The sequence below is a fragment of the Tessaracoccus pujii genome (assembly GCF_055326215.1).
In genome coordinates this window covers 52,574-77,259 of sequence record NZ_JBUZNP010000003.1, presented here as the reverse complement: position 1 = coordinate 77,259, position 24,686 = coordinate 52,574, and the positions used below count along the sequence as shown (strand labels likewise).

Here is a 24,686-nt window from a genome sequence, read left to right as displayed (position 1 = left end):
TGGAACAGGTACCGGGAGAACACCCTTCACTAGGCGGAGTCAGATTGTGACGGAGGATTCTGAGGCCGGGCTCAGGCTCGCGGCGAGGAAATCGTCGACCACATCGGCGAGGTCGTCGGTGAAGAACGACGGCCACACGCCGTGGCCGCCACCCTCGACCACCACGAGTTGGACCCGCTGGCCCGCCTCGGAAAGGGCCCGTGCGTACTCGACGCTCTGCTCAACCGGGACCACATCGTCGTCACTACCGTGGACCAGCAGCACGGGACTCAGGACTCGGCCAGGCGTCAGGTAGTGCGCGGGGCTGGCGGTGCGTGCCAGGTCTGGCACCTCGCTTGGACTGCGTCCACCGAACAGGAGGCGGACCGCCTCATCGTTCCCGATCTGCTCAAGATCGGTCGGCGCGTAGAACGCCACGGCGGCGCGCACGTCTGCCGGATCAGCGTCCGGGGCGTCGTCGAGCTCGGGAATGCCGTCCGTCGCGTGGACCAGCAGCGCCACGTGGCCACCCGAGGAGTCGCCGGAGATGGCGAGAAGGTGCGGATCGATCGAGTACGCGTCGGCGTTGCGTCGAAGCCAACGCACCGCGGCCTTGGCGTCGTGCACTTGAGCCGGATGAACGGCCACGCGGGAGGGTCGGTACTCGACGAGGGCAACCACATATCCGCGCTCGGCGAACCGGCTCCAGAAGGCGATGGCGCTGCCCATGGGTTGGTCCCGCCATCCGGAGCCCTGGACGAAGACCACGCACGGATAGCGGCGCGCGAAGGCGTCCTCCCAGCCCAGCAGCGCAGCGTCACCGCTGGGCTGGATGATGTGCAGACGCAGATCACGGTCCGCGCGCGAGGCGTATGTCACATCGAGATGCACGTAGACGTTGGTGCGGTCGGGTGCCGCCTGGATCACTCGGGTGCCGGCAGGCCAAGGTGCGCTCACCCACTCATCCCACCACAACGGGCGGCTCACCATCGCGCGGCCGGCGCAGCACGCGCGGGCGTCCCCGTCCCGGCACCTCAACCTGGTGTGGGGCGTCGTGTTGTCCTCAGTCACGTTGGCGAGGCTTGACCGACCTAAAGGTGGAGGTGCAGCCTGAGCGCCTCGTCGAGCTCGGCCATGAGGTGCAGGGGGACTCGTCCGATCGCAGGACCGAGCCTCTCGATCGAGACGGATCGCACCTGCTCGGCCTGCGCCTTGGAGTCGATGCTCGTTCCCGTGTCATCGGCCGGCAGTAGCACCTGGAATGGATACACGCGAGCGACGTTGCTTGTCAGGGGGACAACGGTGACGACTCCGCGGCCCAGTCGTGCGGCGACGGCGTTGGCGTGGTCATTGCTCACCACAACGGAGGGGCGGCGCTTGTTGGCCTCACCCGCCCAGGCCGGGTCGAGGTCCGTGAGACGGATCTCACCGCGCAGCATCGGTCAACCCGTCCGACGATGCGGGCTCCCAGTCCCGCGCGTCGCCCGACTCCTCCCATTCGCGCCATGCGGCTGCGTAGGCCTCTTCGAGTTCCTGGTCGCCCAACAACCTGATCGCCTGCTGGATAGCAGCGGAGCGTGACTTCAATCCAGCCCTCACGCTGTACTTGTCGAGGGCGGCGACGTCGTCCGCGGAGAGGCTGATACTCAACTTGACCTGCGTCATGCTACCACGGTAGCACTGTTGGTGGCTTCGCCCTCAGGCCGGCACGTAGCTCAGCCGGAGGATGTCGTCGTCCCTTCCGTCGGCACTCAGCAGGCGTAGCGGAGGACGAGGGCCGGCGAAGTACGGATCGCCGTGACCCAGCACGACGGGGTGGAGGTAGATCCGGTACTCGTCGATGAGGCCCAGACCGGTCAGGGCGTTCGCCAGGCGGGGGCCGGCGACGGCGATCTCGCCGTCGTACTCGGACTTCAGGCGGCGTACGGCGCTCTCCAGGTCCCCGTCGATGAGCTTGGCGTTTGGGCCTACCGAGGTCAACGTGTGGGAGGCTACCCACTTGGGCTGGCTTCTGTAGGCCATGGCGAAATCCCGCTCGTCGTCGTCCCAGGCCTGATCGTCCTCGTCCCAGTAGTTCATGATCTCGTAGATGCGCCGGCCGTAGATCGAGGCGGCCTGGGTCCTCGCCTCCTCGATGAAGTGGCGGAAGAGGGCGGGGGCGGGTGCGAACGCCTCGTGGTCGACGTAGCCGTCCAGCGACTGGTTCATCCCGAAGACAAGCTTGCCCATGCTCGGATCCTTCCCTGGTGTGCCCCTGTGGCGCCCACACCACAACTATGGCTGGGCATCGGTGCGCGGAACAGACCCACCTTCATCCACCTGCCGAGTGGGATGCGGCTGAGGCTGGCTGCATGGCAGCATCAGCGCATGATCACCCTGAGGTCCGTCGTGCTGTTCGTCCTCGCCGCCGTCGCCGAGATCGGCGGCGCGTGGCTGATCTGGCAAGGAGTCCGGGAACACAAGGGCTGGGTGTGGATGGGGGCCGGGGTGGTCGCCCTCGGCCTGTACGGCTTCGTTGCGACCCTCCAACCCGACGCGAACTTCGGCCGCATCCTCGCCGCGTACGGCGGGGTGTTCGTCGCCGGTTCTCTGGCCTGGGGAATGGTGGTCGACGGGTTCCGGCCGGACCGCTACGACGTTACGGGGGCGCTCGTGTGCCTCTTGGGAGTGGCCGTCATCATGTACGCGCCAAGGGCCGCCTGACTCGGGTCACCCGCCGGCGGGGCGCGTAGCGGTCACCGCGAACGCTGGGTGGCGGCCTCGATGGCTGCGGCAGCGTGGTCGACGTCGGCAAGGCTGGTCCAGCGGCCCAGGGAGAGCCGGATCGCGCTCAGCGCGCGGCCGGTCTCGATCCCCATGGCGCTGAGGACCGGCGACGGCGTGTCGTGCCCGGCGTGACACGCCGAGCCGGCGGAGGCCGCGATCCCCGTCGCCTCGCTGAGCACGGTGAGGGCTCGGGCGTCGTCGATGCTGACGTTGACCGTGTTCGGGAGCCGCAGGGTGCGGTGCCCGTTGAGCTGCACGCGGCCCGGGAGGAGCTGCTCGAGCGCGCGCTGGAGGTGGTCGCGGAGACCGGTCAGGCGCTCGGTCTCGCCGTCGCCGAGGGCCCGGCCCGCGAGGAGTGCGGCGTGCCCGAGTCCGGCGATGTAGGCGACGTTCTCAGTCCCGGCACGCAGGCCTCCCTCCTGGCCGCCACCGCCGACGAGGGGACGCAGCCTGACGCCGTCGCGGACCCACAGCGCGGCCACGCCCTTGGGGGCGTACATCTTGTGGCCGACGACGGTGAGGAGGTCGACGCCCAGCTCCTTGACGTCGACCCGCACCTTGCCCGCAGACTGCGCGGCGTCGCTGTGGACCAGGACCCCGCGTGCGTGGGCCACGCGGGCGATGTCTGCGACCGGCTGGATGGTGCCGGTCTCGTTGTTGGCGTGCATGACGGTGACCAGCACGGTGGCCTCGGTGATCGCGGCGGCGACGGCCTCGGGGTCGACGAGCCCGTGCCCGTCGACCCCGAGGATGGTCACATCGGCGTCGTGGAGCTCCGCGAGGTCGGCGCAGGCCGCGAGCACGGCGGGGTGCTCGGTGGCCTGGGTGATGACGTGCGGGCGCTGACCCGGGCGTCGGTTGGCCAGGACAGCGCCCTTGATGGCCATGGCGTCGGCCTCAGAGCCGCTCCCGGTGAACACCATCCGGCCGTGGCGCCCGCCGATGAGGTCGCTGACCTGCGCCCGTGCCACCTCGACCGCCGCACGTGCGGCCTGGCCGTAGGCGTGGCTGCTCGACGGGTTGCCGAATTCCCGGGACAGAAACGGCAGCATGACCTCGAGCACGTCCGGGTCGATGGGCGTGGTGCCGTTGTAGTCCAGGTAGACCGGGCGGCCCTCCGTGGCCGGGTGGACTGTGTTCATGGTTCTAGAACACCAGCACCTTGTCGGCCGCGAGGGTGTTGTCGGTGAGTTCCTCCATCGTGGAACGACGGGCGCCGTCGACCAGCATCTCGGTGGTGATGCCGCGGGCATCCATGCAGGTGCCGCAGCACAGGATCTCGCCGCCGTTGCGGGTGAGCGAACCCAGCATTCGGTCCAGCTTGTAGTACCCGTCGGGGGTCTTCTGACCCGCCATGGCGGCGGTCACGCCGTCACCCATGAGGAAGACGGTGGTGTCGACGCCGTCGCGCTTGGCCATGGAGGCGGCCAGCCGGATGGCGTTGTAGGTGGAGTCCAGCCCGTAGGCCGAGCCGTTGATGATGATGAGGGCCTTCATGGTGTCCTTTGAGGTCGGAGATATTCAAGGATCCGCTTGAATACGGAGGCTAGCAGGTCTGGCCCCGAGTTGCTCTACTATTCGCAGGAATCGTTGAGGAGGTGGGTAGATGGACGGTCGCGAGTTCAAGGACGAGGTGTTCGGCCACTTCGCCCGCATGGGGGCCGCCTTCGGGCACGCGAAGCGCGTCGAGATCATCGACGTGCTCTCGCAGGGGGAGCGCAACGTCGAATCACTGGCAGAGCAGATCTCCGCGAGCGTGGCCAACACGTCGCGCCACCTGCAGATCCTGTCGGCCGCCGGTCTGGTGTCGCGGCGGGTCGAGGGCACCGCACGGGTCTATCGGCTCGCCGATCCTGGTGTCGACACCGCCTACCGCACCCTGGTCTCACTGGCCGAGGACCGCGTGGCGGAGGTCGCCTCCCTGAGCGAGGCCTTCTTCAACGCCGCCGACGGCACGCGCCCCGTCGCGTTCGACGAGTTCGAGACGCTCTCCCGGTCCGGCGACGTGGTCCTCGTCGACGTCCGGCCCGCCAGCGAGTTCGCCACCGGCCACGTCGACGGCGCCCTCAACATTCCGCTGGCCGACCTGTCCGCGCGGATGTCCGAGTTGCCTGACGACGCCACCGTCGTGGCCTACTGTCGCGGCCCGTACTGCGTCATGGCCGCCACCGCCGTGACCCGGCTTCGCGAGGGTGGACGGGCCGCCGTGCGGCTGGAGGGCGGCTACCCCCAGTGGCGGGACGCTGGGCTCCCTGTTCGCTAGGGGTAGGTGTCGCCGTCGACATACATCCACCGGCCGGCACGGCGTTCGAACCGCGACCGCTCGCGCAGGCTGCCGCGGCGTCTGCCGTCCTGGAAGCGGGCCGCGAACTCGACGATCCCCTCGCGGTCGTGTTCGTCGCCGTCTACCACCTCGAGGATCTCCAGCCCCGTCCAGGTGGATGATCCGTCAAGGGTGATCCCCTCCGGCCGCGTGCGGGGATGCCAGGTGCGCCACAGGTAGAGCTCGAGCCCCAGCGCGAACGCCGAATACCGCGAGCGCATGAGGGCCTCCGCTGTAGGCGCCTCCGCCCGGCCGTGATGGAATGGTCCGCAGCACCGCGCGTATGGTCCGCTCCCACAGGGGCACTGATCCGGATCTGTCATCGTGGTTCCCTCCGTCGGGCGACGCTAGCACCAGGCGGCTCGGCTGACCGGCTGGGCGGACCTGGGCCCACGTCGCGGCAGATCTGGGACCGGGCAGCCTGAGCACCTCGTCGAGATGCTCGACGACGTGGCGGACTTTCGTGACCCGCACCCGCCGGGCGTCCTGAGCCGCGACCCTCAGTGATGCATGTCTCGCGAATCGGCTTCACCCCGCAGGGTGGTGGATCGGGTGGGCGCTAGGCCACGAGATCCTCCAGTAGTCTCATGCAGAAGAAGCTATGCAAGATTTCGCTGCAAAGGTGCCTCTGCGTCATGTGCGAGCGCAAGACCCATTCCCGTCCCGCGACGGCCCGGCAGATCAAGGCGTTTCCGCACCCCTGCGCCTGCAGCTCGCTGCCGGGGCGCTCCGCCGATGGAGAGGCCCGATGACCGACCAGGCCCCGACGGCAGGTCAGCCCGCGCCCACCCGTCGCATCGTCCGCGCCGGCGAGGCCGACGGGCCCCGCGTCGAGCGCGAGGGCACGCTGTGGCGGATCAGGTCACTCGGCGCGGCACAGCAGGTGCTCCGCGCCCGCCACGCCACCACCCAGGCCGGATTCACCGCCGAGGCCATCCCCAAGGGGCGCCTCACGCACCACCCCATCCTCATGTCGGACGGGCCGATGCACGACGAGCAGCGCAAGAAGGTTGCCCGCTTCTTCGCCCCGGTGGTGGTCACCAGGCGCTACGAGACGCAGATGGAGGAGTGTGCGGACAGGCTTCTCGACGAGGCGGGCCCGGAGATCACGCTCGACGAGCTCGCGCTCCACTACACAGTCGAGGTGACGGCCGAGGTGGTGGGGCTCACGGCGGCGCCACCGAAGAAGATGGCCAAACGGCTGGTGAGTTTCTTCAACCAGCCGCCGTTCGATATCACCAAGCCCGGCCTGGGACGCACCAACCTGCAGTGGGCGAAGGCGGCCTTCAACGGGCTGCTGCCCATCGCGCGCTTCCATCTCAGGGACGCCCGACCCGCCATCCGCGCGCGACGACGCGAGCCGCAGGACGACATCATCAGCCACCTCATCGCCGAGGGCTACTCCGACGTCGAGATCCTCATCGAGTGCGTCACCTACGGCACGGCCGGCATGGTGACCACGCGCGAGTTCATCTGCATGGCCGCCCTGCACCTGCTCAACCACGAGCCGTTGCGCGAGCGCTACCTGGCGGCCGGGCGCGCCGAGCGCCACGCCATCCTCAACGAGATCATCCGCCTCGAGCCCGTCGTCGGACACCTCTACCGGCGGGTGCAGGAGGAGATCGAGGTCACCGACCGCGGCCAGGCCTGCACCATGGCGCCCGGGGACCTGGTGGACATCCACGTGCGCCACGCCAACGCGGACCCCGACGCGGTGGGCGAGGACCCGCTCAGCCTGTGCCCGGGCCGCAGCACCGCCACCGGCGTCAACGAGGCAGGGCTCAGCTTCGGCGACGGCGCCCACAAGTGCCCCGGTCAGCCGCTGGCCATCCTGGAGTCCGACGTGCTCCTCACCCGCCTGCTCCGACGCGACCCCCGCATCCTGCGGGAGCCCGAAGTGGGCTGGGACGACCTCATCGCCGGATATTTCCTGCGCGGCTTCCGCGTGCGTGTCGACGGCTGAGGGCGGCCACCTGTCATGATGACCCAATGACGACACCGGTCACCGTCGAGAAGCCCTGGCGCCGCCCGCTGCGCGAGGTCAACCATGAGCCCGCACCGTGGGTCTACCACCTGATCGGCCGCCTCGCGCGGGCCGGCGTGCCGCTCTTCGCACGCCAGAAGTGGGGTGGGCAGGAGCACATCCCGCGCAGTGGAGCCGTCATCATCGTGGCCAACCACATCTCCAACTTCGACCCCATCATCCTGGGCAAGTACCTCATTTGGAGCGGCCGGTGGCCGCGGTTCCTGGGCAAGTCCGACATCTTCAAGACGCCGGTGCTGGGCTGGGTGGCCCGGCAGTGCGAACAGATCCCCGTCTACCGCAACACCTACCGGGCGGGGGACTCGCTCACCTACGCGGCCGAGGCGCTGGACAAGGGCAAGGCCGTGGCGATCTACCCGGAGGGCACCATCACGGGGGACCCGGACGCCTGGCCGATGACCGGGCGCCGCGGCGCCGCCAGGCTCGCCCTGACCTCGGGCGCCACCGTCGTCCCCGTCGCGCAGGTGGGGGCCAATCACATCCTCGGCCAGAAGAAGATCGAACTGGGCCGCATCTTCGGCCGCCGCAAGGACGTGGCGATCACCGCCGGCCCACCCATCGATCTGAGCCGCTACATGGGCATGAAGCCCACGCCGGACGTCCTCGACGCGGTCACCGACGAGATCCTCGACGTGCTGACCGGCATGGTGGGAACGCTGCGCGGAGAGACGCCCCCGGAGGACCGCTACGACATCAGGGTGCGCAGGCGCGTGCCGAAGAAGCCCCGGCCCGCCCAGTAGACTCGCGCACGCATCATCCCTAGGAGGACCCGTGAGCGAACGCATCCGCGTTGCCCTGATCTTCGGCGGCCAGTCATCGGAGCACGGCATCTCGTGCCTGACCGCCGCCAGCGTGCTCAACGCCATCGACCGCGCTCGCTTCGACGTGGTGGGCGTGGGTATCAGCAGGACGGGCCGCTGGACGCAGGTGCCCCTGGAGGTCATCGCGGGCTACCAGATCGCCGACGGCCAGGTCCCCGAGGTGCGGGACCCGGACCACGATGCCGTGTGGATGGTGGGTGAGCACGGCTGCGAGGTGGCCACCCGCACCGGTGAGAAGCTGGTGGACATCAACGGCGTCGACGTCGCGTTCGCGCTGCTGCACGGACCCTTCGGCGAGGACGGCACCATCCAGGGCATGTTCGAGCTCATGGGCATCAGGTACGTGGGCAGCGGAGTCACGGCGTCGGCCGTCGGCATGGACAAGCACTTCATGAAGGTGGCGTTCGAAGCGGCCGGGCTGCCGGTGTGGCCGTACGTGGCCGCGTCCGGGCACCGCCTCCGGCACGACAGGGCGGCAGTGATCCGAGAGATCAACGAGAAGCTGCGCTACCCGCTGTTCGTGAAGCCCGCCCGCGGCGGCTCGTCGCTCGGCATCGTCCGCGTCACGGACCCGGCGCACCTCGACGCCGCGATCGACGAGGCCCAGCGCTTCGACCCCAAGCTCGTGGTGGAGCAGGGCTTCGTGGGGGCGCGGGAGCTCGAGGTCGCGGTATTGGGCAACCCGGACTCCCCGGAGGGCTGCGACGCCTCTGGCGTCGGCGAGATCCGGGTCCAGGCCGACGACGGCTTCTACGACTTCGAGGCCAAGTACATCGACGAGGCCGGGGCGGCCCTCGACGCCTCGGCGGACGTCACCCCGGAGCTCGCCACCCGGCTTCAGGAACTGGCGCGCCGGGCCTACGCAGCCGTCGACGCCGAGGCCCTGGTGCGCGCGGACTTCTTCGTCACCGACGAGGGGGAGTGGATCAATGAAGTCAACACCATGCCGGGCTTCACCCGGATCTCCATGTACCCCACGCTATGGCAGGAGGCCGGCATGACCTACCCCGAGTTGGTGGGCCGGCTCATCGACCTGGCGCTCACGCGCCCGGTGGGGCTGCGCTGACGTGGCGGGAGAGTTCGAGCTCATCGAACGGATCACGGCAGACCTCGACGTCGGCGACGACGTGGTGCTCTCGGTAGGCGACGACGCCGCGGTCCTGGCGCTGTCTGGCCACGTGGTGGTCACCACCGACATGCTGATCGAGAACGTGCACTTCAGGCGGCAGTGGTCGCCCCCCCGGGCGGTGGGCCGCAAGGCGGTGGCGGTCAACATCTCCGACGTGGAGGCCATGGGCGCGCGCCCCAGCGCCATCGTGGTGGCGCTCGGCTTCCCGAAGGATCTGGATCAGCAGTGGGTGGTCGAGTTCGAGGCGGGCGCCAAGGACGAGTGCGCCAGGGCGGGCGTGAGCCTGGTGGGCGGGGACCTGTCGTCGTCGGCCCACATCGCCATCGCCGTGACGGCCCTCGGGGACCTGGGTGGCAGGGTCGCGGTGACCAGGGCAGGGGCGCGCCCGGGCGACGTCGTCGCGGTCTGCGGACGCCTCGGCTGGGCGGGCGCGGGCCTGGCGGTGCTGCAGCGCGGCTTCGGGTCACCCAAGGAACTGGTGGCGGAGCAGCTGACGCCCAGCGTGCCCTACGGCCAAGGCGTGGTGGCCGCGCGCGCCGGTGCCACCGCCATGCTGGACGTCTCGGACGGGCTCCTGGCGGACCTCGGCCACATCGCGGATCAGAGCGGAGTGCTCATCGACGTCGACACGTCCCGGATCGAGGTCCCCGACGCCATCGCCCGGGTGGCCGCCGCCACCGGAAAGCCCGCGCTGGGCTACATCCTGGCCGGCGGGGAGGACCACGCCCTCGCCGCGACCTTCCCGGCGGGCGCACGCCTGCCGGACGGCTGGTACCGGGTCGGTGAGGTGCGCGAGGGGCACGGAATTCTCGTCGACGGCGCCCCCTTCGACGGCGCCATGGGCTGGGACCACTTCGCCTGACGGGCGGATCGCAGAACGGCCGGGCCAAATACGGGCCATCCGCCCGCCCTGGGATAAGTTGGGCCCATGGCGTCCCGCGGTTCTTCCCCCACGCGGAGCGCCAGCACGAAGTCGACATCGTCGGCCACTGCTGCGCGTTCCAGCAAGACAACGGCTACCAAGAGGCCGGCCTCCCCGTCGAGGTCCGGCACGTCGTCGCGCCGTCCCGCAGCCGCCAAGGCGGCGCCCGCGAGGAGACCGGGCGGCTTCGGCCGGGCCGTGAGCGGCCTGCTCCGCGGTATCGGATCCGCGTTTCGCGGCCTGGCGGCCGGCGTCGGCTGGGTGGCGCGCAGCTTCGGCGGCGCGGCCCAGGAGGTGGATCCCAAGCTCCGCCGCGACGGGTGGGGCCTGCTGCTGCTGGCCCTCGGCATCGTCGTGGCCGCGCGATTCTGGTTCGTCTTGCCCGGGACGGTCGGCGAGGCACTCGATGCCGGCATCTCCACCGTCTTCGGATCGGTCTCCGTCGTCATCCCCGCAGTCCTGCTCTACGGCGCGTGGCGGGTGCTGCGCCACCCGCGTGACGTCGACGCGGCCCCGCGCACCGGGCTCGGCTGGGTGCTCATCACCGTGGGTGCCCTCGGCCTCATCCACATCAGCAAGGACATGCCCGCCCCCAGCGACATGGCTGCTCTGCGGGAGGCAGGCGGCATCATCGGTCACGTGGCCTCAAGCGTCCTGGTGGACCTGCTGACGGTCTGGGTGACCGTGCCGATCCTCACCCTGGTCACTTTGTTCGGCATCGTGGTGGTCATCGGGCGCCCCCTGCACGAACTGGCGGCCGGGGCGAAGGGCCTGCTGGGCGCGCTCGTCGAGCCCGACGGTGGCGCGCCGTCGAGGCAGCCCAGGCTGAAGCTCGGCGTCGACGTGCCCTACGACACCCCGATCATCGAGGACCCGGTGGACGACGTGTCCGAGGCCTACGACGTGGACGCCGCCGACGACTATCTGCTGCCCGCGGCCCCCCAGCCCGAGCGCGCCCCCGGCAAGCCCAAGGGCGAGAAGTCCCGCGAGCTCGACCCGCCGCCGCACACCCCCCCGCCAGTCAGGGCCGAGCAGCTGCAGCTGAGCGGAGACGTGGTCTACACGCTGCCGGACGACGGCACCCTCGCGGTGGGGTCGAAGCCCAAGGCGCGCACCGAGGCATCGGACAAGGTGGTGCGCCAACTCGGCGACGTGTTGCGCGAGTTCGAGATCGACGCCCGCGTCACCGGCTACACCCGCGGCCCCACCGTCACCCGCTACGAGGTGGAGCTCGGCTCGGCCATCAAGGTGAGCAAGGTCACGGGCCTGGCGGACAACATCGCCTACGCGGTGGGCTCCAACGAAATTCGCATCCTCACCCCCATCCCGGGCAAGTCCGCCATCGGCATCGAGATCCCCAACCTGGACAAGGAGGTGGTCTCCCTCGGCGACGTGCTGCGCTCCCCGAAGGCCAAGAACGACCACCACCCCCTCACGGTCGCGCTCGGCAAGGACGTCGAAGGCGGCTTCGTCGTGGCCAACATGGCCAAGATGCCGCACCTCCTCGTGGCCGGCGCAACCGGCTCCGGCAAGTCCAGCTTCATCAACTCGCTCATCACCTCCATCATGATGCGGGCCACGCCGGACGAGGTGCGCCTCCTGCTGGTGGACCCCAAGCGCGTGGAGCTCAACCACTACGAGGGCATCCCCCACCTCGTCACGCCCATCATCACCAACCCCAAGAAGGCCGCCGAGGCGCTCGCCTGGGCGGTGCGGGAGATGGATCTCCGCTACGACGACCTCGCGGCCTTCGGCTTCCGGCACGTCGACGACTTCAACAAGGCCGTGCGGGCCGGGCAGGTGAAGCTGCCCGAGGGCTCCGAACGTGTCCTGGCGCCCTACCCCTACCTGCTGATCGTCGTCGACGAGCTCGCCGACCTCATGATGGTGGCGCCGCGGGACGTGGAGGAGTCGGTGGTGCGGATCACCCAGCTGGCGCGCGCCGCCGGCATCCACCTGGTCCTCGCCACGCAGCGCCCGTCCACGGACGTGGTCACCGGCCTGATCAAGGCCAACGTGCCGTCCCGGCTGGCGTTCGCCACGTCGTCGATGACGGACTCCCGGGTCATCCTGGACCAGCCCGGCGCGGAGAAGCTCGTCGGCAAGGGCGACGGGCTCTTCCTTCCGATGGGCGCCGGCAAACCGATCCGCGTCCAGGGCGCCTGGGTCAACGAATCCGAGATCCGCGACGTGGTGACGTTCGTCTCCACGCAGCTGCAGCCCAACTACCGCGACGACGTCACGGTGGCCGGCGGGGGCGAGAAGAAGGTGGTCGACGACATCGGCGACGACCTGGACCTCGTGCTCGACGCGTGCCGCCTCGTCGTGGAGCTGCAGCTCGGCTCCACCTCCATGTTGCAGCGCAAGCTGCGTGTGGGCTTCGCCAAGGCCGGGCGGCTCATGGACATCCTGGAGAGCAGGGGTGTGGTCGGCCCCTCAGAGGGCTCCAAGGCGCGCGACGTGCTGGTCAAGCCCGAGGACCTGGACGAGGTATTGGCCAATCTCGCCGCTGCGTAGGGATAATGGGCGGGACATGACTGCCACACACTCCGTCCACATCGCCTCCCTCGGATGCGCCCGCAACGACGTCGACTCCGAGGAGCTCGCCGCCCGGCTCGAGGTGGGGGGGTTCGTCCTCGTCGACGACCCGGAGGCCGCGGAGACGGTGGTGGTCAACACCTGCGGGTTCGTCGAGCAGGCCAAGCAGGACTCCATCAACACGCTGCTGGAGGCGGCCGAGCTCAAGGGCGGTGGCACCGTCCGCTCCGTCGTCGCGGTGGGCTGCATGGCCGAGCGGTACGGCGTCCAACTGGCCGACGAGCTGCCCGAGGCGGACGCCGTCCTCGGGTTCGACGACTACGCCGACATCGCGGACCGGCTGCGTGGCATCCTCGACGGCGAGCGCCACATCTCTCACGTGCCGCGGGACCGCCGCACGCTGCTGCCGCTCACCCCGTCGGCCCGGCCGGCCGCCTCGGGTGGGGTCGCGGTCCCCGGGCACGCACCGCTGCCCGACGGCGTGGCGCCGTCGACCGGACCCCGCACGCTGCGGCGCCGCCTGGCCGGGGGACCCTCGGCGTCGCTGAAGATCGCCTCCGGCTGCGACCGTCGCTGCGCGTTCTGCGCCATCCCCGCGTTTCGCGGGAGCTACCTCTCCCGCCCCGCCGACGAGCTCGAGGCCGAGGCGCGGTGGCTCGTCGAACAGGGCGTCAAGGAAATCTTCCTCGTGTCGGAGAACACCTCCTCCTACGGCAAGGACCTGGGCGCTGAGCAGCGGCTCGAGTCACTGTTGTCGCGGCTGTCGCGGGTTGACGGGCTGGAGTGGATCCGGGTGTCCTACCTGCAGCCGGCAGAGATCCGGCCGGGGATGCTGGAGGCCATGCTGACCACGGACAAGGTGGTGCCGTACTTCGACCTCAGCTTCCAGCACGCGTCGCGCTCCGTACTGCGGGCCATGCGACGGTTCGGGGACCCGGACAGCTTCCTGGACCTCATCGGCCGCATCCGGGCGCACGCGCCGGCGGCCGGGATCCGCAGCAACGTGATCGCCGGGTTCCCCGGCGAGACGCAGGCGGACGTCGAGACCCTGCGCAGCTTCATCATCGACGCGAACCTGGACGTCATGGGCGTGTTCGGCTACTCCGACGAAGAGGGCACCGAGGGCGTCACCCTCGCGGACCATCTACCGGAGGACGAGATCGAGGCCAGACGGGCGATGTTGGCTGATCTCGCCCTGGAAGTCTGCGAGGCGCGCGCCGCGGACCGCATCGGTGAGGATATCGTCGTACTTGTGGAGAGCGTCGACGACGAGATCGTCGGCCGCGCGATGCACCAGGGCCCCGAGACCGACGGTGTGGTCACGCTCGATCATGACGCGTCTGTCGGTGATCTTGTGGCCGCGCGGGTGGTCGACTCGGCCGGAATCGATCTGATCGCGGAGGCGAAGTGAGCGAACCCAAGCGGGCCCTCGACAGGCCCAGCAACTTCAACGTGCCCAATGTCCTGACCGTGATCCGGATCCTGCTCGTCCCGGTGTACGTGGTGGTGCTGTTCGTCGCCCCGGCGGACTCCGGCTGGCGGCTGGCCGCGACGGCGATCTTCGTCGTGGCGATGCTGACGGACCTGGCAGACGGCTACATCGCCCGGAGATTCAACCTCATCACGGACTTCGGGAAGCTGTGGGACCCCGTCGCGGACAAGGCGCTCACGGGGGCGGCCTTCGTCTCGCTCAGCGTCCTGGACGGATTCTCCGGCCAGGTGGGCCTTCCGTGGTTCTTCACCATCATCATCCTCGTGCGCGAGTGGGGCATCACCTGGGTGCGGGCCGCCATCGCCAAGTACGGGATCATGGCCGCCAACAAGGGGGGCAAGGCGAAGACCCTCACCCAGACCGTGGCGCTCATCGCGTTCAGCCTCGGGTTGCAGTTCCTCCCCGGCGCGGTGCAGGTGGCGGCCTGGATCGTGATGTGGGCGGCGCTGATCCTCACCGTCGTGACCGGCGCCGACTACCTGCGACATGCCTGGAACATCCGGCGCCAGGCGAGGGCGGGCCAGGTAGGCTGACGGGACGTAACGGACGAGGAGGAGCCGCGATGACGCTGGCCGCCGATGTGATCAAGAAGATGACCCACCGCTCGGTGACGCTCGCCACGGCAGAGTCCCTCACCGGCGGGGGCATCGGTGCCGCCCTGACCTCCGTGCCCGGGGCATCGGCGGTGTACCGCGGTGGCCTCATCACCTATGCCCGTGACCTCAAGACCCGCCTCGCGGGGGTGGACCCCCAGCTGATCGACTCGGAGGGGGTCGTCAACGAACTCACCGCCCTCCAGATGGCCGTCGGGGCCAAGGCGCGGTGCGATTCCGACTGGGCGGTGGCCACCACGGGAGTGGCCGGGCCCACCGAGACCGACGGCGCCAAGGTGGGCACCGTCTGGTTCGCGGTGGTCGGGCCGCGGGTGGGCATGTCGCCCGCACCCCAGTACACCGAGCTCAGGCAGTTCGAGGGAGATCGGGAGGCGGTGCGCGCGGCTGCCGTCGAGCACGCCTTCGAGATGCTGCTGCGAGTTCTGTGAATTGTCCTGATTCGGGAACAAACGGCTACCAGTAACGGTTGACACCACCGAGGGCGGGCATACAGTTCGCCGGTTGGGTAGGTAGCCGTGAAGACGATTCTGATTCGCAAGGTGATGGGCGAGACGCTCCGGGAGTCCCGGATGTCTGCGGGCATGACCCTGCGTGAGGTCTCGATGGCCAGCATGGTCTCACTGGGGTACCTCTCCGAGATCGAACGAGGCCACAAGGAGGCCTCCAGCGAGGTGCTGTTCGCCATCGCCTCGGCCCTTGACTTGTCGCTGTCCGAGTTGATGATCGCGATCAGCGGGAAGCTGGCGGCGCTCGAGGCGCAGCGGATGCCGCGCGTGGCGGTGGCTGCCTGACCTGATCCCCGTCGGACGGCCCTGGCCGCTCAGCGGCTGGGCGGGCCGTCCACGACATGAACCTCGACGCCGGCGTCGCGGATGTGCTGCAGTTCGGCCTCCGGGGCGCCGGCGTCGGTGACGAGTGCGTGGATCTCGGAGATGTCGGCCATCTTGGCCAGGGTGGTGTGCCCGATCTTCGTGGAGTCGACGGCCACCACGACGCGTTCTGCGCGCTCGATCATCGCGTAGTTGGTGCGCGCCTCGATCTCGTCGTGCGTGGTGAGGCCGCCCGTGGCGCTCACCCCGTCGGCGCCCACCACGGCGGTGCCCACGTTGACCAGCTTCATGGTGGACTCGGCCAGGGAACCCACCAACTCCAGGGAACTCGGCCTGAGCACGCCTCCCGCGATGAGCACGCGCGCCTGCCCCTGCTCGGCGGCCTCCAGCCCGATGCTGATCGAGTTGGTGATGATCGTCAGGTCGCGGCGGTGGTGGAGGGCGCGCAGCACCTCGGCGGTGGTGGTGCCGCCGGTCAGCCCGATGGCGTGGCGCCCCTCGGGAATCAGGGCGGCGACGGCGAGCGCGATGCGCCGCTTGGCGTCCTGATTGCGCCCGTCCCGGAGCCGCACGGGCAGCTCCCTGCCGGTGACCGGACGCGCCCCGCCGTGCGTCCGCTCAAGTAGCCCCTGGGCCGCGAGCAGCGCGACGTCGCGCCGGATGGTGGCGGCCGAGGCGCCGAGGGACTGCGCAAGCTGGGAGAGCGGGAGAGGGCCGCGCTCGCTCAACATGGCCAGGAGCGCGACCATGCGATCCGCGCGCCCGTGGGAGGGCATGCCGGGCAGGTTCATTTTCTGGGGACTCCTTCGTCCGGTGGGTGAGCGATGTGCTCAGCCACTTGAGCGAGTCTACAAGGTTCGCTCACGCCCCGTGCGGTGCGTGGACCGGTTGCGTTCCGGGGTACCGTGGCGCTGTGCGTGAGGTCGAGCTGTGGCAGAGGATGGGCACCGTGCTGCCCGGAGGCTATGCGCCCGTCTGGGCGGACCAGGTGGTGCTGGCGGATCTCGGCGGACGCACCGTGCGCGAGGCGCTGGGCGCCGGCATGCCGTGTAAACGGATCTGGCGCGCAGTGTGGGCGCAACTCGAGCTTCCCGACGCTTACCGCTGAGCGTGTCGCGGTGCAATAGAACGCCTGTTCGCCTAGACTTGTGCGCAGCAGTTCTCCACAGGTGCCGCCACGGATGAGAAACCGTCAGTGGGGTTTCCTACAGTGATCCTGACACCACCACTGGCCGTTCGCGGTCCACTCCCGAGAGGAACATTTCATGGCCGTTGCGGACCGCAATAAGGCACTCGAGGCAGCCCTCGCCCAAATTGAGAAGGCCCATGGCAAGGGCTCCGTCATGCGCCTGGGTGAAGACAACCGTCAACCCATCGACGTGATTCCCACGGGCTCGGTCGCGCTGGACGTGGCCCTCGGCATCGGCGGCCTGCCCCGCGGGCGCGTCGTCGAGATCTACGGCCCGGAGTCGAGCGGCAAGACCACCGTGGCCCTGCACGCCATCGCCAACGCGCAACGCGAGGGCGGCATCTGCGCCTTCATCGACGCCGAGCATGCCCTGGATCCTGACTACGCGCAGCGGTTGGGCGTCAATACCGACGAGTTGCTGGTCTCCCAGCCGGACAACGGGGAGCAGGCCCTGGAGATCGCGGACACGCTGGTGCGCTCCGGCGCTCTGGCCCTCGTCGTCATCGACTCGGTGGCCGCGTTGACGCCCCGCGCGGAGATCGAGGGCGAGATGGGTGATTCGCACGTGGGGCTGCAGGCCCGCCTCATGTCGCAGGCGCTTCGCAAGATGACCGGCGCCCTGAAGACCACCAACACCACCGCGATCTTCATCAACCAGCTCCGCGAGAAGATCGGCGTGATGTTCGGCAGCCCGGAGACCACCACGGGCGGCCGGGCGTTGAAGTTCTACTCCTCCATCCGCCTCGACGTCCGTCGCATCGAGACACTGAAGGACGGCACGGAGATGGTGGGTAACCGCACCCGCGTGAAGGTGGTCAAGAACAAGGTGGCCCCGCCCTTCAAGCAGGCGGAATTCGACATCATCTACGGCGAGGGCATCTCCCGCGAAGGAAGCCTCATCGACATGGGTGTGGAGGCGGGCGTGATCCGGAAGGCCGGCGCCTGGTTCACCTACGAGGCGGACCAGCTGGGCCAGGGCAAGGAGAATGCCCGGACCTTCCTCAAGAACCACCCGGACGTGGCCGCAGAGATCGAGCGGCGCATCCGCCTGCATCTGGGCGTGGACAAGGAAGCGGTGCCGGAGGGGGTCAACCCGGAGACCGGTGAAGTTGACTTCTGACCCGTCTGCGGAGCGCGCCACCCAGGTGGAGGTGGCCCGCAAGATCGCTCTTGATCAGCTGGCGGTGCGTCAGCGTTCCGCCCATGAGTTGCGCGCGGCCATGGCCAAGCGCAACGTTCCGGAGGAGGTGGCCGACGAGATCCTCGAACGCTTCTCCGACGTCGGCCTCGTCGACGACGCAGCCTTCGCTGCCGCCCTCACCGCGTCACGTTCCGGCTTCGGGTTGCGGGGGAGAAGGAGAATCCAGCAGGAACTCTCGTCCAAGGGCATCGACCGTGAGACGGCCGAGGAGGCGCTGTCGGGCCTGAGCCGCGAGGACGAGCGGGAGGCCGCGCTCACCCTCGCGAAGCGGCGGATGCGCTCCCTGTCAGGGCTGGATCCGGTCGTCGGCAAGCGTCGCCTGTTCGGCGTGCTCGCCAGGCGTGGGTTTGCCAGCGGTGTGGTGGTCTCCGTCGTCGAGGAGGTCTTCGCAGACCATCCGGAACCGGACGCCGGCGATGAGCGTTGATCGTGCCAACTGTTGAGTTTTCCACAGGTCAGGCATAGGCTCGGGTCAAGGTTTTCGGACCCCGCATGAATCTCGCCGGTGACCCCGGCGAACCTGAACTGACATTCCACGGCGGCTCTGCCGCCGATTGACACCATCCGTGGATGGCGCTGGCGCCCTCCACGTCTTGCCGTCCTGTCTGGACGGTCGTGTCCGCCTGCAGCTCGTGCGGTGTCCGCAGACCACTGGTTTGTCTAGTGTGAAGGAGGCGCCGTGCCCCAGCTCGGTTGGATCATCGCAGGGCTTCTCCTGGTCGGCGTCCTGGTTCTGATGTGGCTCCTGTGGCGCGTCTCGCAGCAGTCCAAGGACGAGCGGGACTCCTGGGAGCTGCGTTCCCGCGCCGACATGGCGTCCATTCGGGAGTCCGCCCAGGTGGCGGCGAACTCGATCCGCGAGGACGCCGAACGCCTCCTGGCTCAGGCACAGGACCGTGCCCGCGAGGCCATGGAGGATGTCGAGCGCCGACGGGCCGAGATGGAGGCATCTCTGGTGGCTCAACGCACGGAGCTCCGCGAGGCCCGAGCGGCGCAGGAGCGCCGGGAATCCAGGCTGCATGAGCGTGAGGATCGCGTGTCGGCGGACGCCGAGGGTCTGGAGGCCCGCTCGCAGCGGATGGAGGCGCAGCGCGCCCAGCTCCGTGAGCACCGCGAACAGCTCCGGGCCGAGCGCGAGCAGGTCGACGCCGAGCTGGAACGCGTCGCCGGGCTGTCGGTGGCTGAGGCCCGGGCGGAGGTCGTCGCGGAGGCGGAGCGTCAGGCGAAGCTGACCGCCACGTCGCTCGCCCGCGACATCGAGGCCACGGCCAAGCGTGAGGCGGACAGGCTGGCCCGAACCATCATCGTCACCGCCATCCAGCGGGTGGCATCGGAGCAGACCAGCGAGTCGGTGGTCTCCACTGTGGACCTCCCCAGCGACGACATGAAGGGCCGGATCATCGGCCGCGAGGGGCGCAACATCCGGGCCTTCGAACAGATCACGGGTGTCAACGTCCTCATCGACGACACCCCCGAATCGGTGCTGTTGAGCAGCTTCGACCCGGTGCGCAGGGAGACGGCGCGCCTCACGCTGACCGATCTGGTGGCGGATGGCCGCATCCATCCGGCGCGCATCGAGGAGGTGTTCGAGCGCAGCCAACGCCGGATCCATGAGCGGATCGAGCGGGAGGCGGAGGACGCGCTCGCCGAGGTGGGGATCGTCGACCTGCACCCGGACCTCATCCCCGTGCTCGGCTCGCTGGCGTACCGGACGTCCTACGGACAGAACGTGCTGCGCCATCTGGTGGAGTGCGCCCACCTGGCCGGCGTGATGGCGGCGGAGTTGGGCCTGGATGTGGCCACGTGCAAGCGTGCCGCCTTCCTGCACGACATCGGCAAGGCGATCACCCACGAGGTGGAGGGCCCGCACGCGCTGATCGGGGCCGATCTGCTGCGCAAGCACGGTGAGCACGAGGACATCGTCCACGCCGTCGAGGCGCACCACAACGAGGTGGAGCCCCGCACCGTCGAGGCGGTTCTCACCCAGGCGGCGGACGCCATCTCCGGGTCGCGGCCCGGCGCGCGGCGGGAGTCGCTCGAGGCCTACGTGGAGCGCATGGAGAACCTCGAGGGCATCGCGATGGCCCATGAGGGCGTCATGCGCGCCTACGCCATGCAGGCGGGGCGCGAGGTGCGCATCATGGTGGCGCCGGACCACGTCGACGACGCAGGCGCGCACGCTCTGGCACGCGACATCGCCTCAGAAGTGGAGCACAACCTCAGCTACCCCGGCCAGATCCGGATCACCGTGGTGCGCGAGTCGCGCGCCACGGAGACCGCCCACTGATCAGCTGACCCGGAAACCCCACACGGAACGCGACGAACCGCCGGGCTCCAGGACGATGAGGCCGTCGTGGGTGGGGCCCTCGTTGAACGCGTCGGGCCCGCACGTCATCGGCTCCACGGCCAGGGCGATCCGCTCCGGGTGGGTGAACACCTGGCCCCAGGGGAGGGTCTCGTCGGCCCACAGGGTGACCGTGCGGCCACGGGACGTCAGGGTCAACTCCCACGGCCCGGCCGCTCCGGCCAGCGCCGTGTCGAACTCCGTGTCCCCGATGACCCTCGTCCGACGGAAGTCGTGCCGGGGTGTGACCTCTGCGATCTCGACCGGCAGGAGCCTCTCGGGATCGACCAGCAGTTCCTGGGCGAAGGGCAGGGTCAGCTCTGCCGTGGCCAGGTCGGCCGCCACGTAGGGGTGGGCGCCGTAGCCGTAGGGCGCGCTGGTGCCGCCTACGTTGGTGACCTCGACGGTGATCGTGAGCCCGTCGTCGCCGAGGCGGTGCCCGATGCTGGCCTCGAGCACGGCGTTCCAGCCGCGCTGCGGGTAGTAGCGGGCCGTGAGCACCACCTCGTCCTCCGTGTGCCGCACGACCTGCCAGGGCTTCCCCTCGTCCAGGCCGTGGAGGGCGGTGTGCCGCGGGACCTCCGTGATGGGGAGCTGGTAGGCGGTTCCCTGGAAGGTGTAGCGGCCGTCGCGGATGCGGTTGGGCCAGGGCAGGAGCTGACGCCCCATCGACCCCGTCGGCGGCTCGTCCTCAGCGAAGGTGTGCAGCACTTCCTGGCCGTCGAAGGTCAGGCTGCGTAGCGTCGCGCCGACCTCGGTGACGACGGCGCCGTAGCGTCCGTGCGCGATGGGGAACTGGGTGCCGGTGGGGTTGATCGTCATGGGTGCGAGCCTACGCCCAGCTGAGGATTCGGCGCCCCCCAGGAGGCCCATTACCATGGTGGGACCATGCCAGACCCACGCACCTATCACGTCATCACCTACGGCTGTCAGATGAACGTCCACGACTCGGAGCGCATCAGCGGCCTGCTCGAAGAGGCCGGCCTGTCGCGCGCTGCGGCCGAGGCGGACGCGGGCCTGGGGGCGGGCGCTGATGTGGTGGTGTTCAACACCTGTGCGGTCCGGGAGAACGCCGACAACCGGCTGTACGGCAACCTCGGCCACATGGCCAGTGTCAAGGCGCGGCACCCGGGGCTCCAGATCGCCGTCGGCGGGTGCATGGCGCAGAAGGACCGCGAGCTGATCCTGCGGAAGGCGCCCTGGGTGGACGTGGTGTTCGGCACACACAACGTGGGCGCGCTGCCGACGCTGCTGGAGCGCGCCCGCGTCGAGCGCGAGGCGCAGATCGAGATCAAAGAGGCACTGGAGACGTTCCCCAGCAACCTGCCCAGCCGGCGCGAGTCGCCGTACTCGGCATGGGTGTCGGTGTCTGTGGGCTGCAACAACACGTGCACGTTCTGCATCGTCCCTGCGCTGCGGGGCAAGGAGGCCGACCGGCGCCCCGGCGACATCCTCGCCGAGATCGAGATGCTCGTCTCCCAGGGCGTGCAGGAGATCACGCTGCTCGGTCAGAACGTCAACGCCTACGGCGTGGAATTCGGCGACAGGCACGCGTTCGCGACGCTGCTGCGCGCGTGCGGGGGAGTCGAGGGCCTTGAGCGGGTGCGGTTCACATCCCCCCACCCCAAGGACTTCACCGACGACGTCATCGAGGCCATGGCCGAGACTCACAACGTGATGCCCCAACTGCACATGCCGCTGCAGTCCGGCTCTGATCGGGTGCTGCGCGCCATGCGGCGCTCGTACCGCTCAGACCGCTTCCTGGGCATCCTGGACCGGGTGCGCCAGGTGATGCCCGAGGCGGCCATCACCACCGACATCATCGTCGGGTTCCCCGGCGAGACGGAGGAGGACTTCCTGGCCACCATGGACGTCGTGCGCCGTGCCCGGTTCTCCGCGGCGTTCACGTTCCAGTACTCCATCCGGCCCGGCACGCCCGCGGCCACCATGCCGGACCAGGTGCCCAAGGCCGTCACGCAGGAGCGCTATGAGCGCCTCGTCGAACTCGTCAACGAAACGTCCTGGGAGGAGAACCGGCGCTTCGCGGGCCGGGAGGTGGAGGTCATGTTCGCCACCGGCGAGGGCCGCAAGGACGCCGAGACCAACAGGATGAGCGGGCGGGCCAGGGACAACCGCCTCGTGCACGTGGCGGTGCCGGCGGACCCGGGGGCCCGGCCACGACCAGGAGACATCGCGATGGTGAGGGTCACCCACGCCGCGCCGCACCACCTCAACTCGGACGAACTCCCCACGCGGCTGCGTCGGACTCGCGGCGGTGACGCGTGGGAGGCCGCCACCACGCAGCCCGGGCCCGTGGGTGTGGGGCTCGGCATGCCCGCCATGGGGCAGCCGGCGCCCCTCGAGGTGAGCGCCGGCTGCCCCTGACGCGATTACTGCTGGGTGGCCCGCTGAGCCGGCGGATCCTGGTCCCCCGTCACGCTGTCGAGCCGGTCGTTGGCGAAGTCCTGCGCCTGATCCACGTGCGCGGCGTACTTGCCGCCGGTCTTCTCGTCGAGGATGTCGCCGGACTGGTCGATGCCCGCCTCGATGGTGTCCTCGTGCTGCTTGGCGAGATCGCCGATGTTGTCGAACAGTCCCATGATTGAACTCCTTCTGTCGTTGACCGCTCCATCATGCCCGGCCTCCCGCGCATGTGCCGGGAACGCGGGGTGGCACACTGGCGGAGTGTCGCTCCCGCTCATCGTGCTCGTCGGTCCCACGGCGACGGGGAAGTCCCGCCTCGCCGTCGAGCTCGCGGTCGAGCTCATCGCCTCCGGGCGTTCGGCGGAGGTGGTCAACGCGGACTCGATGCTGGTCTACCGCGGCATGGACATCGGCACCGCCAAGCCCACGGCGGAGGAACGGGCGGGCGTTCCCCACCACCTCCTCGACATCGCCGACGTCACCGAGCGGGCGTCCGTCGCCGACTTCCAGGTGCTGGCGCGAGAGCTGATCGCGGAGCTGCGGGGTCGCGGCGTGATTCCCATCGTGGTGGGCGGTTCCGCGCTCTACGTGCGCGCCATCATCGACCACTTCGACTTCCCAGGCTCCGACGACGAGGTCAGGGCCAGGTGGGAAGCGGAGTTGGAGCGCGTCGGCCCGCTGGAGCTCCACCGGCGCCTGGCAGAGCTCGCGCCCGACTCCGCGGCCAAGATCGAACCGGGCAACGGCCGCCGGACCGTTCGGGCGCTGGAGGTGGCCGAGCTCACGGGAGGCCACCGTCCGAACCTGCCCGAGTGGACCTACGAACTGACGGACGTGTACCAGTTCGGGTTGACGCTGGAACGGTCCCAGCTCGACGCACGCATCGATCAACGCGTCGATGACATGTGGGCTCAGGGCCTCGTCGACGAGGTGCGCCACCTCCTGACACTGGGGCTGCGCGACGGCGTGACCGCGCTGCGCGCCATCGGTTACCGACAGGTGGTCGACCACCTCGACGGGTTGTGCACGGAGGACGAGGCGCGAGCCGCGGTCAAGCGGTCGACCCGCAGGTACTTCCGCAAGCAGATGGGCTGGTACCGCCGCGATCCGCGCATCACATGGCTCGACGCAACGGACCGGACCAACGTGGCACGAGTCTTAGCGGGGCTAGGATTGACCCACCACTCTGGAGGAGGCAAGGATGCGCCGGTTCAGCTTCCATAAGGGGCACGGCACCAAGAACGACTTCATCGTGCTCGATGACTCCTACGGCATGCACGACATGAATCCGCAATTCATCCAGGCAGTGTGCGACAGGCACTCCGGCATCGGGGCCGACGGTGTGATCCGCGTGGTGCGCGCGGGCAGCGTGCGGGAGTGGGACGGTGAGCCGACGCTGTGGTTCATGGACTACTACAACGCCGACGGCTCGGTCGCGGAGATGTGCGGCAACGGGCTGAGGGTGTTCGCCCGGCATCTGATCAACGAACAACTGGTGGATTCCGGCTCCTTCGACGTGGCCACGAGAGCTGGCGTCAAGCACGTGGACGTGGCTCGCCACGGTCTAATCGGCACAGACATCGGCCAGGTCACGGTCACCGACGAGCAGGTCACCATCGTCCACGAGGGGAGTGAGTGGCCGGCCACCAAGGTGGACGTCGGCAATCCTCACGCCGTGGTCTTCGTCGAGGAGCAGGTCCTCGACGAGCTCGAGCTGCACCATGCGCCCGCATGGGATCCGGCCGAGGCGTATCCGGCGGGCGTCAACGTGGAGTTCGTCCACATCGACGGACCAGGCCGGCTGCGCATGCGGGTCCACGAGCGCGGGGTGGGGGAGACGATGAGCTGCGGGACGGGCGTGGTGGCTGCGGCCGCCGCCTACCGGGACCGCAGCGGGCACACCGGCACCACCGTCGTCACGGTGCCCGGCGGCGAGCTGTCCGTCGAGCTGACCGGAGACAGGGCGCGGCTCACGGGTCCCGCCGTCATCATCGGTCGCGGCGAGTTCTGGATCTGAGCCCCATCCTCCGGCTCCGGTTTTTCCACAGGCTTAGCACCGCGGCTTGGCTG

At 69.4% G+C, this 24,686-nt stretch carries 28 protein-coding genes; 18 read left to right on the top strand and 10 right to left on the bottom strand.

Annotation, left to right across the window (positions count from 1 at the left end; all coding sequences use genetic code 11):
- Positions 1–39 precede the first annotated feature (39 nt).
- The 4 genes from ACZK5N_RS04550 to ACZK5N_RS04535 all read right to left on the bottom strand — a co-directional run bounded on the left by ACZK5N_RS04550 (position 40) and on the right by ACZK5N_RS04535 (position 2,208).
- On the bottom strand, positions 40–936 hold the full coding sequence (locus ACZK5N_RS04550) for an alpha/beta hydrolase fold domain-containing protein (protein WP_463624619.1): 897 nt from the start codon (positions 934–936) through the stop codon (positions 40–42).
- A 134-nt stretch (positions 937–1,070) separates the two neighbouring features.
- A complete protein-coding gene (locus tag ACZK5N_RS04545) occupies positions 1,071–1,418 on the bottom strand; it encodes a type II toxin-antitoxin system PemK/MazF family toxin (protein ID WP_463624618.1) in 348 nt (115 codons plus the stop codon).
- Positions 1,405–1,644, bottom strand: coding sequence for a ribbon-helix-helix protein, CopG family (locus tag ACZK5N_RS04540; protein ID WP_459019497.1), 240 nt, complete (start codon positions 1,642–1,644; stop codon positions 1,405–1,407). The genes ACZK5N_RS04545 and ACZK5N_RS04540 overlap by 14 nt, the downstream gene beginning before the upstream one ends.
- Before the next feature lie 33 nt (positions 1,645–1,677).
- Positions 1,678–2,208 (bottom strand): dihydrofolate reductase family protein, encoded by a 531-nt coding sequence (locus tag ACZK5N_RS04535; protein WP_463624617.1) that lies wholly within the window; start codon positions 2,206–2,208, stop codon positions 1,678–1,680.
- Positions 2,209–2,346: 138 nt separating this feature from the next.
- Here ACZK5N_RS04535 and ACZK5N_RS04530 point away from each other — a divergent pair, with 138 nt between their 5' ends.
- Positions 2,347–2,682 carry a YnfA family protein gene (locus ACZK5N_RS04530; RefSeq protein WP_459019499.1) on the top strand — a complete coding sequence of 112 codons (336 nt, stop codon included), beginning with the start codon at positions 2,347–2,349 and terminating at the stop codon, positions 2,680–2,682.
- A gap of 32 nt (positions 2,683–2,714) precedes the next feature.
- On the opposite strand, the gene ACZK5N_RS04525 is transcribed toward ACZK5N_RS04530, so the two are convergent.
- Positions 2,715–3,887 carry a cysteine desulfurase family protein gene (locus ACZK5N_RS04525; RefSeq protein WP_463624616.1) on the bottom strand — a complete coding sequence of 391 codons (1,173 nt, stop codon included), beginning with the start codon at positions 3,885–3,887 and terminating at the stop codon, positions 2,715–2,717.
- 4 nt (positions 3,888–3,891) lie between these two features.
- On the bottom strand, positions 3,892–4,242 hold the full coding sequence (locus ACZK5N_RS04520; RefSeq protein WP_459019501.1) for a DsrE/DsrF/TusD sulfur relay family protein: 351 nt from the start codon (positions 4,240–4,242) through the stop codon (positions 3,892–3,894).
- A gap of 109 nt (positions 4,243–4,351) precedes the next feature.
- Here ACZK5N_RS04520 and ACZK5N_RS04515 point away from each other — a divergent pair, with 109 nt between their 5' ends.
- The gene (locus ACZK5N_RS04515) at positions 4,352–5,008 is read left to right on the top strand and encodes a metalloregulator ArsR/SmtB family transcription factor (RefSeq protein WP_459019502.1); all 657 of its coding nucleotides are present in this window, start codon (positions 4,352–4,354) and stop codon (positions 5,006–5,008) included.
- Here ACZK5N_RS04515 and ACZK5N_RS04510 read toward each other — a convergent pair.
- A complete protein-coding gene (locus tag ACZK5N_RS04510; RefSeq protein ID WP_459019503.1) occupies positions 5,005–5,391 on the bottom strand; it encodes a YchJ family protein in 387 nt (128 codons plus the stop codon). The two genes, ACZK5N_RS04515 and ACZK5N_RS04510, sit on opposite strands and share 4 nt — an antisense overlap.
- A 425-nt stretch (positions 5,392–5,816) precedes the next feature.
- Here ACZK5N_RS04510 and ACZK5N_RS04505 point away from each other — a divergent pair, with 425 nt between their 5' ends.
- The 9 genes from ACZK5N_RS04505 (at position 5,817) to ACZK5N_RS04465 (ending at position 15,419) form a co-directional block, all read left to right on the top strand.
- Positions 5,817–7,031: a cytochrome P450 gene (locus tag ACZK5N_RS04505; protein WP_459019504.1), complete on the top strand. Its 1,215-nt coding sequence runs from the start codon at positions 5,817–5,819 to the stop codon at positions 7,029–7,031.
- A 26-nt stretch (positions 7,032–7,057) separates the two neighbouring features.
- Positions 7,058–7,852, top strand: coding sequence for a lysophospholipid acyltransferase family protein (locus ACZK5N_RS04500; RefSeq protein ID WP_459019505.1), 795 nt, complete (start codon positions 7,058–7,060; stop codon positions 7,850–7,852).
- A gap of 31 nt (positions 7,853–7,883) precedes the next feature.
- Positions 7,884–8,999 carry a D-alanine--D-alanine ligase family protein gene (locus ACZK5N_RS04495; RefSeq protein WP_459019506.1) on the top strand — a complete coding sequence of 372 codons (1,116 nt, stop codon included), beginning with the start codon at positions 7,884–7,886 and terminating at the stop codon, positions 8,997–8,999.
- A gap of 1 nt (position 9,000) precedes the next feature.
- Positions 9,001–9,924 carry a thiamine-phosphate kinase gene (locus tag ACZK5N_RS04490; protein WP_459019507.1) on the top strand — a complete coding sequence of 308 codons (924 nt, stop codon included), beginning with the start codon at positions 9,001–9,003 and terminating at the stop codon, positions 9,922–9,924.
- A gap of 66 nt (positions 9,925–9,990) precedes the next feature.
- Positions 9,991–12,501 (top strand): FtsK/SpoIIIE family DNA translocase, encoded by a 2,511-nt coding sequence (locus tag ACZK5N_RS04485; protein ID WP_459019508.1) that lies wholly within the window; start codon positions 9,991–9,993, stop codon positions 12,499–12,501.
- A gap of 16 nt (positions 12,502–12,517) precedes the next feature.
- A complete protein-coding gene (gene rimO, locus ACZK5N_RS04480) occupies positions 12,518–13,933 on the top strand; it encodes a 30S ribosomal protein S12 methylthiotransferase RimO (RefSeq protein WP_459019509.1) in 1,416 nt (471 codons plus the stop codon).
- Positions 13,930–14,547 (top strand): CDP-diacylglycerol--glycerol-3-phosphate 3-phosphatidyltransferase, encoded by a 618-nt coding sequence (gene pgsA, locus ACZK5N_RS04475; RefSeq protein ID WP_459019510.1) that lies wholly within the window; start codon positions 13,930–13,932, stop codon positions 14,545–14,547. Before rimO ends, pgsA begins: the two co-directional genes overlap by 4 nt.
- Before the next feature lie 29 nt (positions 14,548–14,576).
- Positions 14,577–15,056 carry a CinA family protein gene (locus ACZK5N_RS04470; RefSeq protein WP_459019511.1) on the top strand — a complete coding sequence of 160 codons (480 nt, stop codon included), beginning with the start codon at positions 14,577–14,579 and terminating at the stop codon, positions 15,054–15,056.
- 87 nt (positions 15,057–15,143) lie between these two features.
- Positions 15,144–15,419 (top strand): helix-turn-helix domain-containing protein, encoded by a 276-nt coding sequence (locus tag ACZK5N_RS04465; protein ID WP_459019512.1) that lies wholly within the window; start codon positions 15,144–15,146, stop codon positions 15,417–15,419.
- Positions 15,420–15,448: 29 nt separating this feature from the next.
- Here the strand turns inward: ACZK5N_RS04465 and ACZK5N_RS04460 are convergent, their stop codons facing one another.
- Positions 15,449–16,207 (bottom strand): DeoR/GlpR family DNA-binding transcription regulator, encoded by a 759-nt coding sequence (locus ACZK5N_RS04460; RefSeq protein ID WP_459020376.1) that lies wholly within the window; start codon positions 16,205–16,207, stop codon positions 15,449–15,451.
- A gap of 164 nt (positions 16,208–16,371) precedes the next feature.
- On the opposite strand from ACZK5N_RS04460, the gene ACZK5N_RS04455 reads away from it, so the two are divergent.
- The 4 genes from ACZK5N_RS04455 to rny all read left to right on the top strand — a co-directional run bounded on the left by ACZK5N_RS04455 (position 16,372) and on the right by rny (position 20,135).
- Entirely contained in the window at positions 16,372–16,566 is a 195-nt protein-coding gene (locus ACZK5N_RS04455) for a DUF3046 domain-containing protein (protein WP_459019513.1), read from the top strand.
- 157 nt (positions 16,567–16,723) lie between these two features.
- On the top strand, positions 16,724–17,767 hold the full coding sequence (gene recA, locus ACZK5N_RS04450) for a recombinase RecA (protein WP_459019514.1): 1,044 nt from the start codon (positions 16,724–16,726) through the stop codon (positions 17,765–17,767).
- A complete protein-coding gene (locus ACZK5N_RS04445) occupies positions 17,751–18,275 on the top strand; it encodes a regulatory protein RecX (protein WP_459019515.1) in 525 nt (174 codons plus the stop codon). Before recA ends, ACZK5N_RS04445 begins: the two co-directional genes overlap by 17 nt.
- 252 nt (positions 18,276–18,527) lie before the next feature.
- Positions 18,528–20,135, top strand: a complete 1,608-nt coding sequence (rny, locus tag ACZK5N_RS04440) for a ribonuclease Y (protein WP_459019516.1) — start codon at positions 18,528–18,530, stop codon at positions 20,133–20,135.
- Here the strand turns inward: rny and ACZK5N_RS04435 are convergent, their stop codons facing one another.
- On the bottom strand, positions 20,136–21,014 hold the full coding sequence (locus ACZK5N_RS04435) for an aldose 1-epimerase family protein (protein WP_459019517.1): 879 nt from the start codon (positions 21,012–21,014) through the stop codon (positions 20,136–20,138).
- 66 nt (positions 21,015–21,080) lie between these two features.
- Between ACZK5N_RS04435 and miaB the strand changes: the two genes are divergently transcribed.
- Entirely contained in the window at positions 21,081–22,577 is a 1,497-nt protein-coding gene (miaB, locus tag ACZK5N_RS04430) for a tRNA (N6-isopentenyl adenosine(37)-C2)-methylthiotransferase MiaB (protein WP_459019518.1), read from the top strand.
- 5 nt (positions 22,578–22,582) lie between these two features.
- On the opposite strand, the gene ACZK5N_RS04425 is transcribed toward miaB, so the two are convergent.
- Entirely contained in the window at positions 22,583–22,792 is a 210-nt protein-coding gene (locus ACZK5N_RS04425) for an antitoxin (RefSeq protein WP_459019519.1), read from the bottom strand.
- An 85-nt stretch (positions 22,793–22,877) separates the two neighbouring features.
- Here ACZK5N_RS04425 and miaA point away from each other — a divergent pair, with 85 nt between their 5' ends.
- Together miaA and dapF are read left to right on the top strand one after the other, a co-directional pair.
- On the top strand, positions 22,878–23,840 hold the full coding sequence (gene miaA, locus ACZK5N_RS04420) for a tRNA (adenosine(37)-N6)-dimethylallyltransferase MiaA (RefSeq protein ID WP_459019520.1): 963 nt from the start codon (positions 22,878–22,880) through the stop codon (positions 23,838–23,840).
- Positions 23,818–24,633, top strand: a complete 816-nt coding sequence (gene dapF, locus ACZK5N_RS04415; protein WP_459019521.1) for a diaminopimelate epimerase — start codon at positions 23,818–23,820, stop codon at positions 24,631–24,633. The genes miaA and dapF overlap by 23 nt, the downstream gene beginning before the upstream one ends.
- Positions 24,634–24,686: the final 53 nt, after the last annotated feature.

Coding starts and splice junctions, on each gene's coding strand:
- ACZK5N_RS04545 (WP_463624618.1), bottom strand. CDS start 1,418: ATGCTGCGCGGTGAGATCCGTCTCACGGACCTCGACCCGGCCTGGGCG.
- ACZK5N_RS04540 (WP_459019497.1), bottom strand. CDS start 1,644: ATGACGCAGGTCAAGTTGAGTATCAGCCTCTCCGCGGACGACGTCGCC.
- ACZK5N_RS04535 (WP_463624617.1), bottom strand. CDS start 2,208: ATGGGCAAGCTTGTCTTCGGGATGAACCAGTCGCTGGACGGCTACGTC.
- ACZK5N_RS04530 (WP_459019499.1), top strand. CDS start 2,347: ATGATCACCCTGAGGTCCGTCGTGCTGTTCGTCCTCGCCGCCGTCGCC.
- ACZK5N_RS04525 (WP_463624616.1), bottom strand. CDS start 3,887: ATGAACACAGTCCACCCGGCCACGGAGGGCCGCCCGGTCTACCTGGAC.
- ACZK5N_RS04520 (WP_459019501.1), bottom strand. CDS start 4,242: ATGAAGGCCCTCATCATCATCAACGGCTCGGCCTACGGGCTGGACTCC.
- ACZK5N_RS04515 (WP_459019502.1), top strand. CDS start 4,352: ATGGACGGTCGCGAGTTCAAGGACGAGGTGTTCGGCCACTTCGCCCGC.
- ACZK5N_RS04510 (WP_459019503.1), bottom strand. CDS start 5,391: ATGACAGATCCGGATCAGTGCCCCTGTGGGAGCGGACCATACGCGCGG.
- ACZK5N_RS04505 (WP_459019504.1), top strand. CDS start 5,817: ATGACCGACCAGGCCCCGACGGCAGGTCAGCCCGCGCCCACCCGTCGC.
- ACZK5N_RS04500 (WP_459019505.1), top strand. CDS start 7,058: ATGACGACACCGGTCACCGTCGAGAAGCCCTGGCGCCGCCCGCTGCGC.
- ACZK5N_RS04485 (WP_459019508.1), top strand. CDS start 9,991: ATGGCGTCCCGCGGTTCTTCCCCCACGCGGAGCGCCAGCACGAAGTCG.
- rimO (WP_459019509.1), top strand. CDS start 12,518: ATGACTGCCACACACTCCGTCCACATCGCCTCCCTCGGATGCGCCCGC.
- ACZK5N_RS04470 (WP_459019511.1), top strand. CDS start 14,577: ATGACGCTGGCCGCCGATGTGATCAAGAAGATGACCCACCGCTCGGTG.
- ACZK5N_RS04460 (WP_459020376.1), bottom strand. CDS start 16,207: ATGGTCGCGCTCCTGGCCATGTTGAGCGAGCGCGGCCCTCTCCCGCTC.
- recA (WP_459019514.1), top strand. CDS start 16,724: ATGGCCGTTGCGGACCGCAATAAGGCACTCGAGGCAGCCCTCGCCCAA.
- ACZK5N_RS04435 (WP_459019517.1), bottom strand. CDS start 21,014: ATGACGATCAACCCCACCGGCACCCAGTTCCCCATCGCGCACGGACGC.
- miaB (WP_459019518.1), top strand. CDS start 21,081: ATGCCAGACCCACGCACCTATCACGTCATCACCTACGGCTGTCAGATG.
- ACZK5N_RS04425 (WP_459019519.1), bottom strand. CDS start 22,792: ATGGGACTGTTCGACAACATCGGCGATCTCGCCAAGCAGCACGAGGAC.
- dapF (WP_459019521.1), top strand. CDS start 23,818: ATGCGCCGGTTCAGCTTCCATAAGGGGCACGGCACCAAGAACGACTTC.